The sequence below is a fragment of the Pseudoalteromonas sp. BZB3 genome (assembly GCF_040104455.1).
Taxonomy (GTDB): domain Bacteria; phylum Pseudomonadota; class Gammaproteobacteria; order Enterobacterales; family Alteromonadaceae; genus Pseudoalteromonas.
In genome coordinates, this window is record NZ_JBECOS010000012.1 from 89,105 (window position 1) to 104,525 (window position 15,421).

Here is a 15,421-nt window from a genome sequence, read left to right on the forward strand (position 1 = left end):
CATCACATGGTTAATTTAGGATTGCGTTAGAAGAAGTTGATGAGACTTTGATATTCGCGCCTCTTATGTTACTAAACCATGGGGTCAACAACATAAAACAAGCCACGCCAATTAAGCTCATAAATAGAGCCATACCCACCCAGAACAGTTGTTGCTGTGTGCTTAATTGTGCTCGTCTTGCCAGCAGATAAACCAAAGCCATACTGAATAAAGTAAACCCTATGGCATATGCCATAACTTGCGCTGACCTTGTTCTCGAAATAGTGTCATTAAATACAGCGCCAATGCTTTGATCATTGCTGTTTAGCGCCTCATTGGCTGCTTCAAATACGGTGGCAAAGAAAATCGGCGATTGCCAAAACGCTTGCTCAGCCACAAACTTTGGTAAAGGTCGGTGTGCAATATACTGCTTTGCAGTCACTGGCGTCACTTCACCTGCATAGTCAGCAAACACCACAGACACACCGGGTTTTTGGAAGCCAAAGTAAGAGCGACCATGAAACAGAAATAGTGCTCCGTCAGGTAACATATAAAACTGCGTGTTCATTCTGCCATAGGCTTGCTCAGGATAAGCAACAGAGAAAAGCGGAGCACTGCTGGTATTCAAAGCAAAGAAATCACGCTTTTCGAAAACCAACGCTCTTTGATTTGTAGCCATAGAAACAAGTTCACCATCGCGTTCAGTTTCAAAAGGCCCGTAAAAGTATTCACCGTCTTGCGTTTGAAACTTTATTTCCATGAACTGCTCTTCGAAATCAAGCACGTAAAGCGTATGAGGTGTTAGGATAAAACGACCTGCTATTAACCTTGGCGGATGAGAAAATGCCTCTAGGTTTTGTATGTCATTGATTGATGTCACAGCATGAAAGTCATTTTGATCTATTACATGTTTGAGGTTTTTGCTAACCAAGTCATAACCCAAAAACACTTGATATTGATGTGAAAACTGCCACTTCGTCAGGGTTTTCATGTCTATGTATCTTTGTTGCTGATCTTGATGCATCAACTGGTTCAATGTATCGAACGAAGTTGGATGTGTGCTCATAAATAATGTGCTGACACCCTCTAAATTCGGTAGCAAATGGGTTCGCCACTGTACTTCATCGGCAGGTAAGATCCTATCTAGAACTGCTTTGGCATCTGGCCCCCACATTGAAGCGTAATACTCGGGTATGTCGGCTTTTTCAAAACGATCAGGATGGGTCGAAAATAGCGTAACTGGAATATGGTAAAACAGAGCCTGAGTCGACATTAAAATGGCACCCAAAGCAGGCCCCATGAGTATAGCAGCGATAAATTGGCGACTCATGCGTGTATCGTGTTGACTGACATTCAATTTGAATGCTGAACTTGCTAAAAAATACACAAGTACAACCACTATTGAGTCAATAAACAACACAATAAACGGCGAGCTTGGTGTGCTGCTGATCACAAAGAGCAGCATACCGAGAATAAGTAGTGCCCCTTTATTTGCCGATAGCGCAATATACACACCGGTGAAATACGCAAATGTCGCAAGGAGTGCGATATGACCGACATATAGGTAATGCCGAAACTCAATGAGTTCAAGTGACGCACTATCTAGCACAACGAGTATTAACAGTAATGGCACAACAAGCACTATCATTACAATGCTTAACCCTGCTGCGATCAACGCTTTGAAAATGATTTGCTCTGCTAATGGGCGGTGCATCAGATACGCCCAATGGTTCTTCCTTTTATGCAATAAAAATTGCGTCACAGAAAAGATCAAAGGCAGTATTATCGCAAGGCCACTCAGCACAGTGCTGAACATGCCGCGGCCAGCCATAAGGTCGCCCTGACTCGATAAATAAGCCAGTAAAGCTAGAAATATAAATGCCGCCGTTTTGGCATACGCTTTATAGCGATTAAGCTCAGAAAAGAATAGATCCCTCATGTGGCTGACTCCCTTTTAATTAACCCTTGTAATTTCGGCCATGGCATCAGTATCAAGAATGCAATCAGCGCAGTTGGGCCAGTAATGAGCGAAATCAGTAACCAAAACTTATGCGTTTTATCATCTAATTTGGCTTTTTTGCCAAGATAAAAGATTGAAGCAACAGTGAGTAAACAACAAAAAACAATCAGTAATGAAAAATTTAAGTCGATCGGCCTCTGCCAAATAAAACCTTCACCTATTGATGGCTCAGAATTAAACATCAATGTTGAATGCACTAAGTTATCTACAACATTCAACACCAATGGAGAGAACATTAACTTTTGTTGATGCAACCAATCTGGCAGCGCTGAAAGCTGCACTTCTTTGCTCACTAGTGTGATGTTGTCGCCCTCATGAGGCAGGTAAATTAATTGAGCGCCAGCTTTGAGTGCCGCAAATAAATTGCCGTCGTGCACCATGAGGACATAACCGTCCATCACCTCTGCCATCACAAACTCAGGCGATACAGGGTGTGCAAAGTCTAGCGACACTTGTTTGATTGGTGCTAGGCCGCCAAGACTGTCAACAAATTCCACTTTATTGAATAGATAAACTTGCTGGTTTGAGCTCATAAAGATCACATCAAACATAGGTACTAAAGTCGAGGTGAAGTGCTCTTCTGAACCAGTTAATGCAAATTTCAAGTCGATACGTTTATTCTCAAAATCAACTTGATAAAGCTTATTTTTGGTTTGCACATAGTGAGTGCTTGTTTGTACTGCCACAGCCACATCGGCAAATTTATCAGACTCGGTCAGCTGACTTGCTTGGTCTACAAACCCTGTGCGGCCTAAGAAGCCAACTCGTTCACCAGTTTGTCTATCAATACCGACAAATAGCATTTCTGAATGAGAGAACACCCATTTTGTGGTATCTGTCTCTAGCGCAAACTGACTATGTCGAGTATGTAAGTAAAAGCCATGCTTATGTTGAGGCTTATAAAAGTGTGCTCGCGATAGCGTGTTGGCTTTAGCAAGTTTAAGCTGCCTTTGTATCGTATCGCCAAGTGGCTGTTCGATATCTCTGGCAAGCCATTGCATTACCTCAAGGTCAGTGTGCTTTCGTAATAATTCATAATCAAATTGCCCTTGGGTTTCTAATTCGTGCAGCGGTTTAGCAAAGTCGTATTGCTGCGAAGTTAAGCTTAGAGGAATGTGGTAATAAAAAGCTTTTAACGATATTAAACCCACGACCGCAACAGGCTGAATAAAAAGCACAGCAATGGCGATGAATCGCTTAGATGTTTGCTCTGCAGCAAGATTAACGCGAAAAGAAGCATAAGCCAAATAACCGCTAAACAATAAGAACATTGAATCTAACAGCAAGAAATACAGCACACTTTCTTGGCGTCTTAAAATCAAATAAGTGAGTGCGAACAATACGCCAATTGCGAGTTTATTGTTTGCCAACGCAATAAATTGGCCCAAGGTATAGCCACATAGCATGACCAAAAATGCATGCACGACATTAGTGTAATGTCTTGCTTCAACCACTTGCTGCGTCGTGATATCTGCAATCAACACATTCACTAAAAATGGTAAAATAAAGGCAATAAACAGCAGTAATGCACCGGCAAGACTTAGAGCAAAATAAATTCGCCCTTTAGATAAAGGCCGATGCATCAGATAGATCCAATGGTTCTTTCTTCTGTGCAAAGACACAGACACCAACCCAAATAACCCCCCAACAGCAACGCCACCTAAAATAATGAAAAGATGTAACTCAGATTGCGGCTCTACTACTGAGAAAAATTTGCTGAATGTGCTCCACAGCACCAACTGAAGTAGGCATATGCCCCAAGCAAAAAGTTGGTAGCGCTGATATTCACTTTTGAATAAATCAAACATTACGCTCTCCTACTTTGGTACTCGGTGATTTTTTGCCAAGATAGAAGCGATGGCTTTATCTAAGCTAACAGGGGCTTGCGTGGCGGCTTCAATGCCAAGCGCATTAAGTTTTTCTAATGCCTCTGCGGCCTCTAAGTCAGCCAAAACTAAATGGGTTTGTTCGTCTATAATACGTGCCGAAAGTACGTTACCCAGTGTGCTAAGTTGTGACTTACTCAGGGCCTCATCAAAGATCCAATACGTCACCATGTCGCAAAATTTTTCAGGGCATTCGTTATATTTCATCTCGCCATTTTCAATCACAATTAACTGTTCAGCGACACGTTCTATCTCTTCCATCTGATGCGAGCAGTACACTATGGTGGTGTCGATATCTGCCTGGGTGAACATCAGAGCTTCTAAAAACGCCTGCTTGGCAACGACGTCTAAACCCAGCGTTGGCTCATCTAAAATCAGCACTTCTGGCGCTTGCGCTAAGGCCATAGCGAGATTTAAACCCGCCCTTTCACCACGAGATAACACCGATACTTTTTGTGACTGCTCAACGTTAAAGTTACCGATCACACTGTCATAGAGATCTTGTCGCCAGTTTTTATAAAGATTTTTCTGCATGGCGGTCACTTCATGGACTTTCATCCAGGTTGGCAGAGTATGCTCTTCGTTCACATAGCCAATACGACCTCTGTGTTCAGGCTCTAAAGACTGACTGTTATGACCCAAGATAAAAGACTCACCCGAGGTCGGGGCATCGAGTCCTAGGAGTATTCTAAATAAGGTACTTTTACCCGCACCATTAGCACCAATCACGGCATGAATGCCACCCTGTGCTATTTTCAAATTAAGAGATTGGATCGCGACTTTCTTTCCAAAACGCTTATGCAGTGCTCGGGTTTCGATAATGTAATTAGCCATAACTAACGCTCTTTATCCTGCTTATTAATCGTTTGTAACTGCCCTTGTATATGCTCAATAATCTCTCGGTGACTAAAGCCTAAGCTGATGACCTCATTAATGAAATTATCAGTTGCTTGCTCAAGCTTTTGCGTTCGCTCTTCCTCAGATAAAGTGCATTGTTGCTGAGTCACAAAAAGGCCTAAACCCTTCTTTGATTCGACTAAGCCAAGGTCAGTTAATTCGTTGTAGGCTTTGGCTACCGTATTTGCGTTAATGGTCAATTGCATTGCCAAGCCACGCACACTGGGTAACTTACTTCCTGTTGGTAATATTCCGCTGGCAATCTCTTTTCGAATGCCATCGACAATTTGACGAAAAATCGGCCGAGCGTCCCCGGTCACAATTTGTATCGCCAGTGCAGTAGTTTTTGTCATTAGCTAATTATTCACTGTACTATCTGTAGTAGTACAGTAGATCGAGTGTACCACTTCGTCAATAGTACAGTTTGAGTTATTTTTATATATCCTTTATTTTCAATGAGTTGATTTATTTTACTTGTCTACTAATTGCTGAAGACGGTATGATCTCTGCCTGATTGAAGTATAGATTTTGAAATTTACAGGCTAAAAGTGGACAAATTCGACAAACAGATCATTGCTGAATTAAAGAAAGATGCGCGCCAAAGCGTTTCTGCCATTGCCGATACTGTGAGCCTTTCACGCTCTGCCGTTACCGAGAGAATCAAAAAACTCGAGCACAGTGGCGTTATTCGAGGCTATCAAGTGCTGCTGAGCGAATCTCAAAAAATTGGTGTATCTGCTTATTTTGAAATTCAGCATAAATGTGCCCGTTGCTCTGAAGTCGTGCCTTTGTTTCAGGCTATACCAGAAGTGGTCACCTGTCGTGGGATCACAGGTGATATGGATTTATTGGTTTTTGTTCAAGCCGAATCAATGCAGCGCTTGCATGAAATTCGTGAACACCTCGACGCCCAGCCTGATTTTGTGAAGATAAAAACGCATGTGGTGATGAGTGAGTGGATTGATAACCGAGCCAGCTAATACTCTAAAAAATAATCAATATTAAACACCAAACTAACAAAACTTCTCATTTTTGTGTCAACTATACTAAAGTTTAGCTAATAATAAACGCGACTTGGTGATGCATTGTTATTCATTCTACTTTTCATTGAACTGAGTTTACTCGTACTTATCTTACTGCCTTCGGTGGCATTAAGTGGTGAGTATTACCTGCTCGATTTACTGAGTAACTTTCAACTTCACTTTTTTATATTGGCGCTGTTTTTTAGCATTCCTTTGCTGCTAAAGTCGGTCAAAATCGGGGCTATATCAGTGGTTATTTCAATCGCACTTTTTGCCAGTAGCCACCTTTGGTTGTTTAATAAGACACAACCTTTAAAAACCGAATCTTTAAACGAGCTCTCCAAACTGCATATCGTGCAAGCCAACTTAAGTTACTACAACCCAGTACTAAGAACTGCCGTTGAAGAACTAAACTCACTCGATGCCGACTTATATCTTTTTTACGAATTTAACCAAGAACAAAAACCTCTCTTTCTGGAAATAGCGGCTAAGCGTTATAAGTTTGGTGATGGGGATTATGATGGCTTTCCTGATGGAATGGGTTTAATTAGTAAATACCCACTTACAAACATAAAAAAACATAAAGTTTTACCACGAAAAGGGACGGTGATTACTTTGACTTTGCAATTACCAAAACAAAGGCTCGATCTCATTTTATTGCACCCACCCTCACCACGTACCCCAGATAAATGGCAAAAACGCAATGTGTTATTGGGCAGTGTTCAACCCTTGGTAGAGCTTGCGAAAAATAAACATATTCTGGTGGCCGGTGACTTTAATACCACACCTTGGTCAAATCACTTCCCACGTCATCATCAACTCAACCCGTGCTATCAACAAACAGGCATGTATGCATCTTGGCATGCTTCTAAATACCTACATCCTTATGGTTGGTTAACGGGTTTACCGATAGATCATTGTTTAACGAGTAACGGCGTTAAAGTATCTCAATTCAAAACCCACTCACTACCGGGTAGCGATCACCTCGCATTAGATTACAAATTACTATTAATTGATTAGTGTTTGACCTTTTAAATCGCACGCGATATAGTCTCGGGAGATTTAAAATAAAAAGGTGCTTAATTTATGTTTTATGATTTAAAAGCGACAAGCTTACAAGGCAAACCGATCAACTTCTCTGATTTTAAAGATAAAGTTGTATTGATCGTTAATACCGCAAGTAAATGTGGGTTTACTTATCAATATGAAGGCATGCAAAAGCTTCACGAAGAATACGCAGACAAAGGCCTTGTGATCATCGGTTTTCCTTGCAATCAATTTGGCAATCAAGAGCCTGGTGATGCCAGTACCATTCAGCAAGGGTGTTTGATTAACTATGGCGTTGACTTTTTGATCAGTGAAAAAGTGGATGTAAATGGTGAAAATGCACACCCGGTATTTCAGTATTTAAAGTCTAAGAAAACAGGCTTTTTTGGCAAAAACATTAAATGGAATTTCACAAAGTTTTTGATCAATCGTCATGGTGAAGTTGAGAGCCGCTTTGCGCCAGTGACAAAACCGCAAGCAATTGCTAAGAAGATTGAAAAGCTACTTTAGAGAGTGCGCAAATGCAAAACGATGATTTACTAAAATTAGAAAATCAGTTGTGCTTTCCGCTTTATGCCGCATCAAGGCTGGTAACGCGTCTTTACCAGCCTTTGCTTGAAGCTCATGGTCTCACTTATCCGCAATATATTGTTTTGTTGATCCTTTGGGAGCAAGATGGCTTAACGGTAAGTGACATTGGTGATAAAGCCATGCTCAGCAGTAACACCTTAACGCCGCTACTAAAAAGAATGCAGAGTGCCGAATTAGTAGAAAGAGCGAGAAGCGAGTTTGATGAGCGTAAAGTGATCATAAAACTGACTGAAAAAGGGCTAGCATTAAAAAGCGAAGTCGCTTGTATTCCTATGCAATTGCTTGAGAATAGCCAAATCGATATTGAAAAAGCTAAGCAACTAAAAAGCTTATTAGACGAGTTAATTGGTAAATTAGCATAGCCTTCAACCGATAAAAAGCGCCTTTATGAATCTAACTGTTAAACAAGTTTTCACTGATATTGAACATATTTATCTTAATTTGGCTCAGGCGTATGAGGCTGAATTTTCAAAAATAGTCGGAAAAGCACCAGATGAAGATGGCATTTTTCCATTAGACACACAATTAGATGAGTCCACTTTTGGCTTTATTTGTTATGTTGACAACGTACCTGCTGGCATTGCCGCAATATCGCAAAATAGTGAATATGAATTTGAGGTATGTGAGTTTTACATCGTGCCTTATTTCAGACAAAAGCAACTTGGCATGCAGTTTAGTCACAAATTATTTGATTTATTCAAGGGCCATTGGCAAATCAAGCAAATAGCAGGCGCAGATTATGCCACGCTATTCTGGCAAGAAACTTTGCGTTGTTATCAAGTAGGTCAGTTTAGCGAAGACACCTTTTCAGACCCATATTGGGGGAAAGTCACTAGGCAAAAGTTCTCAAACCTGTAATGATAAGAAAAAACAAAGAGTAATATTATGAAGGATCATAACTTAATCTACTTATCTGTAACAATTATCTTATTTGCTTTTGTTGACTCTGTAGGCGCATTATTAGGCTTTTGGTCTATTGAAGGCGCTGAAAGAAATCAAATATTAATTTGTGAAAGTCTCATCCTATTCGCGTTATTATTAAATAGCTGGCTTATTTATCGAAAAACCATCGCTAACACTCAATCCCCAGCACACAAACAAATTGCTTTTCTCAGTTTTAGTAGCCTTTTCTTATGCTTATTAGGTGATATTACCAACTTCAATCTTCCTGAAACCTTTTATCGATATGAAAGCGCTATTAAGCATGACTATTTAGCCGAGTCTATTTACTTTTTCTTGCCGGGCTACACCCTACTTTTGCTCGCTGGCATTCATGCCATCCAATTAAACACCAAAGATAAACGCTTTATCAGATACCCTGTGATCGCTGGCTGTGTGGTCGGTATGATCTCAATGGTTATAATGCATCTTCCTAATACTGACTTGTTTATCACCATCAGCACAGGGATTTATGCCATGCTGATTGGCGTTGTTGGCTTTATTGGTTTTGCATTTATCTTATCTTGCGGCGGTTTAAAAGCATCAAAAGGCGAGTTACTGGTTGGCTCTGGCTTTATTCTGGCTGCTGTTGCCGATGCCATCATCGGCAACTTTTGGATATACGGTCATCAAGGCGAGGGGTTTTATCCACAAGTGAGATATATTAATTGGGTGGTTTACATAACCTCTCAATGCATGGTGATCCATTTACCTCATCTACTTGTAATAAATTCTAAGTATTCGCATGATAAAAATCATCAAGATTCCAATCCTGTGACGTAACCGAGGCAAAAATGAAAGATCATTACCAAGCAAATAATATCTTTGCGAAGATTTTAAAAGGCGAAGTCCCTTGCATTAAGTTATTTGAAGACGACTATACGCTTGCTTTTATGGATATCATGCCGCAAAAAGAAGGCCATACTCTGGTTATTCCTAAACAAGCTGCCACAACGATTTACGACCTCACAGATCAAGCTGCACTGGCTTGCATGAAAACGGTACAGAAAGTAGGTAAGGCCGTTGAGCAAGCCTTAAATGTGCAAGGAACTTCGATTGTGCAACATAATGGCAATGAAGCAGGTCAAACTGTGCCACACTTTCATTTCCATATTATTCCAGGATCATTACACGGTTTAAAAGCGCATGCTGAAGTGAAGGCTGAACCGGAGCATATAGAGAAAGTCGCGGAGAAAATTAAGGCATATATATAACATATGCCTTTTACACAAAATTAATCTGAGTTTCGTTCATTCGGTAAATCAGATAAATACTCTACAAACTCCACTTCAAAACCGTCTGGGTCGATAAAATATAAATTTTTTCTAAATGGGTGTTCACTGCCAACTTTATCTATTTCAAACCCAGCAGCTAACATTCTTTTTGCAAGCGCATCGATATTTTTAACAACATACGCAAAGTGCGCGAGACCCACTTGATGCCCTTCAAGCCTACGATTGTCACCTTCACCGTGGTCGCTCATGGCTAAATAATGGTAATCATCACCAAAATGTACCCACGTACGCTGTTTTCCATACCATTCTCCCTCACCTTTGCTGCGAATAAACCAATGTGGAAATGCTGCCTGATAAAACTTGAGAGAACGTTCGATATTGCTGACGACTAAATTTACGTGTTCTAAATACATAATGCGCTCCTTACTTATTAGCCATGGTTGCGTTAAAAAGTTGCGTGATTCTTTCGATTATTTTTGTGTGCTTCATTGTCTTCATCCTTTGATTATTTTCTTGTCTGTTGATTTGATGAAGCCACTTTAAAAGCTCAAGTTAACTTGAGGTAAAGTGCAAATTTTCTGATTGATACCATTGAAAAAGTTGATGAGTAGAAAAAGCTAAAAGCTAAAAGCTAAAAGCTAAAAGCTAAAAGCTAAAAGCTAAAAGCTAAAAGCTAAAAGCTAAAAGCTAAAAATAATATGAACATTCAGTTCCGAAACTGTCGAGTAATGAACTCTCCTTCTCCTTAATATTTACTCCGTTAAATAAATAAATTCACACTAGGAACGTATTATGTTTAGAAAATTACATCACCAAGAAACTCCCTTAATTCTTTGTAATGTATGGGATGCAGCGAGCGCTATCATTGCCGAAAAGCTTGGCTATCAAGCAATCGGCACATCAAGCGCTGCCATTGCGACGTCATTAGGAACAACTGATGGTCAAAACATCTGTTTTGAAAATCTATTAGCAGTAGCGAAACAAATATCAGAAGTGACCACATTACCACTTAGTGTGGATATAGAAGCTGGTTATGCTGACACGCCACAAGAGATTGTCGATAACATTGCAAAACTGGCAAAGTTAGGAGTGGTTGGCATTAATATCGAAGACAGCCAGTTAATAAATGGCCGCAGATCTTTAGTCGATAAGTATGATTTCAGTGAGAAACTGTCACAAATTATAGCGCTTTTAAATGACGCAGATATTGAGATGTTTATAAACGTCCGCTCAGATACTTATATTGTTGATGCAGCCAAAGCTTTACCTGAAACTATCGAGCGAATTAGCTTGTACGAAGATGCTGGGGCGGATGGTATCTTCTTGCCTTGCTTAACGGCTCCTGACGATATCAGCAAAATCGTTGCTAACTGCTCATTGCCACTTAATGTCATGTGCATGCCAGAGCTGGAAAGTTTTAACCAACTGCAAAAACTTGGAGTGAAACGTATTTCAATGGGTAATTTTGTTTACGATAGTATGCTCGCCCACTTAGAAAATACCCTGTCATCTATTAAACAACATGGTTCGTTTAAGCCTCTGAACCTCGTCTAATAGGCTGTTAATTAGGGTTATACTCTCAGAGCTAGCGGCAAGGCTGATGACACTAAAATAATGCAAATAAACCTTACTCTGCTATTTATCATCGCCGTTATCTTCTTTACGTTTGGGTTGTTCTTGCTTTGCTTTAGCCACGTTTTTAAATGCCGGTGGTGGGATTGGAAACAACGAGATTAACGGCATTAACGCCATAAATAAATAGGCGCCTTTAGGCATTTTTTTAACCCATTTTATTGCGCTTCTTCCCAAAAAAACAAACAGTAAAATAATTAAAACTCCTAACCCAATGGTTAAAAAATCCATTTTAACTACCTAAAAGTTGATTAATACATAATCAACTTAATTGTGATCTCCCTCCTTTAATTCAAGTTATTAAATATAAATTTATGCCCTATAAGTAATTTCACTTTGACAACAAAGCCGAAAAGATCAAATATAAATAACAATCATTTTCAATTGCGTTATATATTTTACTTATGGATACCAATAACACGCTGATCCAACAGGCTATGCTCACTTGGCAAAATACAATATGCGAAGGTAACAACGCATTCGAAAACAATCGCTATATTACTGCGGACAAATTATACCAAGATAGCTTAGAACACTTAGCTGATATTGGTGGTTTCATAACTTCAAATACACCGCCACCTACATCTTGGGTAATTGATCAATTTGTACCAGCACTTGTTGTGTCGTACCTGAATTTAGTCGACTCTTCTATGGCCCAAGGAAAACATGAAATTGCTTGTGACTTCTTAGTTGAGGGCTATAACGTGGTGTGTGATTGTGGACACTGCTTACTGAATACTACTCAAGACGAAAACCACTATTTATTTTCAAAACATTTATCTCAGCTACAGCTTCATTCATTTGCAATTAGAAAGCACCTTGCTCAATCACCAAATTTACTGAACAAGCTCGAACAAATTTCAGAGCCATATTCCGTCACATCGCTGACTTATCACTAATTTATATCTATCAAAACCGAAGGAGTGCTTAATGCCATTCACACTACCAAAACTAAATTATCAATATGACGCATTAGAGCCACATATTGATACAAAAACCATGGAAATTCACCACACTTTGCATCATCAAACCTATGTAAATAAAGCCAATGAAGCGCTTGCAGGCACTGAGTTTTCTGAGAAAAGTGACGAGTGGTTATTAAGAAATATCCAAACCCTACCAAGCTCTCTTCAAGGTGCAGTGAGAGACCATGTTGGTGGGCATCATAATCACAGTCTATTTTGGGAAGTGATGTCTGAAAATGGCGGGCAGCTGCATGCAGGTAAATTAGCCGATGATATCAATGAAGCATTTGGTAGCTTTGATACTTTTAAAGAACTTTTCATCAAAGCCGCACTAACACGTTTCGGTAGCGGCTGGGCGTGGCTGGTTGTGAACGAGCAAGGTGAGCTACAAGTAACCAGTTCACTCAATCAAGACAGTCCATTAATGGATAATCTAGTGCCTATTTTAGGCTTAGATGTATGGGAACATGCATACTATTTGAAGTATCAAAATCGCCGCCCAGAGTATATTAATGCCTTTTTTAATGTCATTAATTGGGCCGATGTAGAGCGCAGATACTTAGCTGCGGTTTAATAAAAAACATAAATCAATATGTAAAGTGCTTCAAGTCATTCAACTTGAAGCACTCGCATATCACACCATTCTTTTTCGCAAATCAAATTTATCAAGATCATTCAGACCGAGATCTTCAAATTGCGTATTGATTTGATTACTAAAATTGAGCTGCTGGTTTTCTTCATCTGGTTTATCTTTACCAGCCAATAAATCATTAATTTGCAGTTGTAGTTGCGCGCTTAAATCAGCAGTCATATTTCTTAACTTCTCTTTATCAGAGCGATGCAATGCTGAGTCTTCATCTATATCTTGATCTGTCAACGATAGCATTTCCATGCGCACTTTTAGCTCTTTATACTCAAGATAATTTATACCTAAGTTATTGAAGATAAGTGCCTCATTAATTTCTGAAGGTAATATTTCTACATCAATTGGCATTTCCATTATCTCTATCATGGTTTCTTTATAAGTTTCGATAGAGCGCTCTCTGTCACTTAACGTATCATCAACTCTCTCAGAGGCCTTGTCTTTGGCTATGTTATAGAGTGCTTTGGATTGCTCTGAAAACGGAAGGCTTTTTGTTAGGAGACCAACGGCAGATTGCTGTTGATATTCTTCAGATTTATTTAAGTTGTTCAACTGAGTAGCAAACGAGGCGTGCTTATTTAAACTGTCTGTTTGTGTTGCTGAATGCGCTTTATTAAAGCTTTGATCAGTATATATGCTGCTATGAATTTTCATTGCTATCCCTAAACCTGAACGTAAAACTGAATTAACAGATGAGTATTCAGATAGAGTTAGCAAGCTTTGTACCATGCAAAATCATTAGTAAAACACTGAAAAACGAGCTCAAGTCTTCATGCAGGTGCAATAACTTTCCTGCTGAAAACTTTTATATTCTGTTTGTTGCCGTGACACTAAGTTCTATGCTTTTAAACTTTGAATTGTTTTACTTCTTGCTTTAATTGCTCAGCCATATCTGACAGCTCTTCCCCCGAAACTGAATTATTTTGGGCATTCATTGAGATTTCATTAATACTTAAGTTAAAACCTTCAATTGAATTAGACATTTCACTTGTTACACAAGTCTGCTCTTCAGTAGCCGTTGATACTTGAATATTCATAGATGCTATTTCACTTACTGAGCTGCTGATGGCCTGAATTTTTTGAGAGGAATACTCGGCCATTTCTACACTTTTCGATGCTCTATTTTCAGCATCTGACATAGCTGAGACAGCATTATTTGCCTGAGTTTGTAGTTTACTAATCATCTCTTTTATATTCTCAGTGGCCTTTTGAGTATTATGTGCCAACGTTCTCACCTCGTCCGCAACTACCGCAAAGCCTCGACCTGAATCTCCTGCTCTCGCAGCTTCAATCGCAGCATTTAGAGCTAGCAAGTTAGTTTGTTCAGCAACACCTTGGATCATCATTACTACTTGATTTATTTCTGTTGTTTGATTGTTCAGTTCATTAATTAACTGCGCATTATTAACCACTAACTCAGCAAGCTCATGAATTGCTCTTATACTTTCCTCAATGGTTTTTTGCCCTTCAATAGATAAATTTTCAGCGTCTTCAGCATTTGTTGCGGTACGAGATGCACTATCTGATACTTCAGCAATCGCAGAGCTCATTTCAGTAATTGCTTGAGCAATCATTGCTGTTTGTTGTTCTTGCTCTTGGGCTGAAGAAGCTATTTGACTGCCTGATCTTGCGACTTGAGAAGATAATCCTGATAAAGAATCAATGGCCGATGAGATTTTACTTAACATGGCATTAAATTTGTCCATCATCATATTAAAGTCTATAGCTATTTTACTAAACTCATCGTTGCCATTTTCTTCAACACGTAAGGTTAAATCTGTATCTCTGACAACTTGTTCTATCGTTTGGCCCATTTTTGATAAAGGCGCATTGATACTTTTATAGATTAAGAAGCCTACTGATAACATTGCAACTACAATAACAACCGACAAAACAATAAGAGAAAATTCCACTTTCTCTGCTTCTTCATCCCCTTCTATTTTTAACAATTGAGCTTGCTTCACCTGATAGTTAATTAAATCGCCAAAACTTGCGCTGAGTGGATCAAAAGTGTTGTAAACTTCTTTCACAAACGATGAATAATCTTTTGAATTAAAAGTGTTCTCTCTAATCTCCGATAAATATATCGCAATCAATTGATCCACTTTTTCTCGTTGTTGTTCAGCTGAACTAATAAGCCTTTTCTCTTCTGCACCCGTCACATTTTTTAGATATAACTGCCAATTTTTTCGGGCTACCTCTTGTGCTTTTAAAATATCAGCTATGGCTTGTTCTTTAGATACAGCCCCACCTCTAAGCTTGTGGAATGTGTCGACGATAATAACAGCGTAGTCGTCAGAAACGACTTTGATTTCTTGCATTGGAATGACACGAAGGTCGTATAACTCATCTAAATCATGAACGATGATTTTGACTTCTTTTAAGGTAAAAATCGTCGCACCTATAAACAAGATAATAGGCATACAAGCGAGCAAAATAAGTCTAGATTGAACGGTTAATGTATTTATCATAGTCAATGAGCATGAATTTTTATTTTGACTAAGTATTGACCACAATCTAAGTAGATGCAAAAAAGGAGGTTATAAAACCTGATTTCTGTCCTTC

At 39.3% G+C, this 15,421-nt stretch carries 18 protein-coding genes; 10 read left to right on the top strand and 8 right to left on the bottom strand.

The window, feature by feature from the left end; all coding sequences use genetic code 11:
* Positions 1-10: 10 nt before the first annotated feature.
* Genes ABMY35_RS13930 through ABMY35_RS13945 form a run of 4 tightly spaced genes read right to left on the bottom strand, consistent with a single transcriptional unit; the run spans position 11 to position 5,135 of the window.
* Positions 11-1,918, bottom strand: a complete 1,908-nt coding sequence (locus tag ABMY35_RS13930; RefSeq protein WP_349286753.1) for a hypothetical protein — start codon at positions 1,916-1,918, stop codon at positions 11-13.
* On the bottom strand, positions 1,915-3,807 hold the full coding sequence (locus ABMY35_RS13935) for a hypothetical protein (protein WP_349286754.1): 1,893 nt from the start codon (positions 3,805-3,807) through the stop codon (positions 1,915-1,917). Before ABMY35_RS13935 ends, ABMY35_RS13930 begins: the two co-directional genes overlap by 4 nt.
* A gap of 9 nt (positions 3,808-3,816) precedes the next feature.
* Entirely contained in the window at positions 3,817-4,719 is a 903-nt protein-coding gene (locus ABMY35_RS13940) for an ABC transporter ATP-binding protein (protein WP_349286755.1), read from the bottom strand.
* A gap of 2 nt (positions 4,720-4,721) precedes the next feature.
* Positions 4,722-5,135, bottom strand: a complete 414-nt coding sequence (locus tag ABMY35_RS13945) for a GntR family transcriptional regulator (protein ID WP_349286756.1) — start codon at positions 5,133-5,135, stop codon at positions 4,722-4,724.
* A gap of 195 nt (positions 5,136-5,330) precedes the next feature.
* Between ABMY35_RS13945 and ABMY35_RS13950 the strand changes: the two genes are divergently transcribed.
* The 7 genes from ABMY35_RS13950 to ABMY35_RS13980 all read left to right on the top strand — a co-directional run bounded on the left by ABMY35_RS13950 (position 5,331) and on the right by ABMY35_RS13980 (position 9,595).
* Entirely contained in the window at positions 5,331-5,762 is a 432-nt protein-coding gene (locus ABMY35_RS13950) for an Lrp/AsnC family transcriptional regulator (RefSeq protein WP_349286757.1), read from the top strand.
* A 105-nt stretch (positions 5,763-5,867) separates the two neighbouring features.
* Entirely contained in the window at positions 5,868-6,824 is a 957-nt protein-coding gene (locus ABMY35_RS13955) for an endonuclease/exonuclease/phosphatase family protein (RefSeq protein ID WP_349286758.1), read from the top strand.
* Between the two features lie 66 nt (positions 6,825-6,890).
* Positions 6,891-7,361: a glutathione peroxidase gene (locus tag ABMY35_RS13960; RefSeq protein WP_349286759.1), complete on the top strand. Its 471-nt coding sequence runs from the start codon at positions 6,891-6,893 to the stop codon at positions 7,359-7,361.
* Between the two features lie 11 nt (positions 7,362-7,372).
* Positions 7,373-7,804 (top strand): MarR family transcriptional regulator, encoded by a 432-nt coding sequence (locus ABMY35_RS13965; RefSeq protein ID WP_349286760.1) that lies wholly within the window; start codon positions 7,373-7,375, stop codon positions 7,802-7,804.
* Between the two features lie 25 nt (positions 7,805-7,829).
* Positions 7,830-8,300 (top strand): hypothetical protein, encoded by a 471-nt coding sequence (locus tag ABMY35_RS13970; RefSeq protein WP_349286761.1) that lies wholly within the window; start codon positions 7,830-7,832, stop codon positions 8,298-8,300.
* Positions 8,301-8,327: 27 nt separating this feature from the next.
* The gene (locus ABMY35_RS13975; RefSeq protein WP_349286762.1) at positions 8,328-9,164 is read left to right on the top strand and encodes a hypothetical protein; all 837 of its coding nucleotides are present in this window, start codon (positions 8,328-8,330) and stop codon (positions 9,162-9,164) included.
* An 11-nt stretch (positions 9,165-9,175) separates the two neighbouring features.
* On the top strand, positions 9,176-9,595 hold the full coding sequence (locus tag ABMY35_RS13980; RefSeq protein ID WP_349286763.1) for an HIT domain-containing protein: 420 nt from the start codon (positions 9,176-9,178) through the stop codon (positions 9,593-9,595).
* Between the two features lie 20 nt (positions 9,596-9,615).
* Here the strand turns inward: ABMY35_RS13980 and ABMY35_RS13985 are convergent, their stop codons facing one another.
* Positions 9,616-10,029 carry a VOC family protein gene (locus ABMY35_RS13985; protein ID WP_349286764.1) on the bottom strand — a complete coding sequence of 138 codons (414 nt, stop codon included), beginning with the start codon at positions 10,027-10,029 and terminating at the stop codon, positions 9,616-9,618.
* Between the two features lie 379 nt (positions 10,030-10,408).
* Here ABMY35_RS13985 and ABMY35_RS13990 point away from each other — a divergent pair, with 379 nt between their 5' ends.
* Complete coding sequence (locus ABMY35_RS13990; protein ID WP_349286765.1) at positions 10,409-11,170, top strand: isocitrate lyase/phosphoenolpyruvate mutase family protein; 762 nt, start codon at positions 10,409-10,411, stop codon at positions 11,168-11,170.
* 81 nt (positions 11,171-11,251) lie between these two features.
* On the opposite strand, the gene ABMY35_RS13995 is transcribed toward ABMY35_RS13990, so the two are convergent.
* Positions 11,252-11,479, bottom strand: a complete 228-nt coding sequence (locus tag ABMY35_RS13995) for a hypothetical protein (RefSeq protein ID WP_349286766.1) — start codon at positions 11,477-11,479, stop codon at positions 11,252-11,254.
* Between the two features lie 173 nt (positions 11,480-11,652).
* Here ABMY35_RS13995 and ABMY35_RS14000 point away from each other — a divergent pair, with 173 nt between their 5' ends.
* Positions 11,653-12,147 (top strand): hypothetical protein, encoded by a 495-nt coding sequence (locus ABMY35_RS14000; RefSeq protein ID WP_349286767.1) that lies wholly within the window; start codon positions 11,653-11,655, stop codon positions 12,145-12,147.
* Positions 12,148-12,178: 31 nt separating this feature from the next.
* Positions 12,179-12,787, top strand: coding sequence for a superoxide dismutase (locus tag ABMY35_RS14005; protein ID WP_349286768.1), 609 nt, complete (start codon positions 12,179-12,181; stop codon positions 12,785-12,787).
* 60 nt (positions 12,788-12,847) lie between these two features.
* On the opposite strand, the gene ABMY35_RS14010 is transcribed toward ABMY35_RS14005, so the two are convergent.
* Together ABMY35_RS14010 and ABMY35_RS14015 are read right to left on the bottom strand one after the other, a co-directional pair.
* Positions 12,848-13,510 (bottom strand): hypothetical protein, encoded by a 663-nt coding sequence (locus ABMY35_RS14010; RefSeq protein WP_349286769.1) that lies wholly within the window; start codon positions 13,508-13,510, stop codon positions 12,848-12,850.
* A 191-nt stretch (positions 13,511-13,701) separates the two neighbouring features.
* Positions 13,702-15,327, bottom strand: coding sequence for a HAMP domain-containing methyl-accepting chemotaxis protein (locus ABMY35_RS14015; protein WP_349286770.1), 1,626 nt, complete (start codon positions 15,325-15,327; stop codon positions 13,702-13,704).
* Positions 15,328-15,421 lie beyond the last annotated feature (94 nt).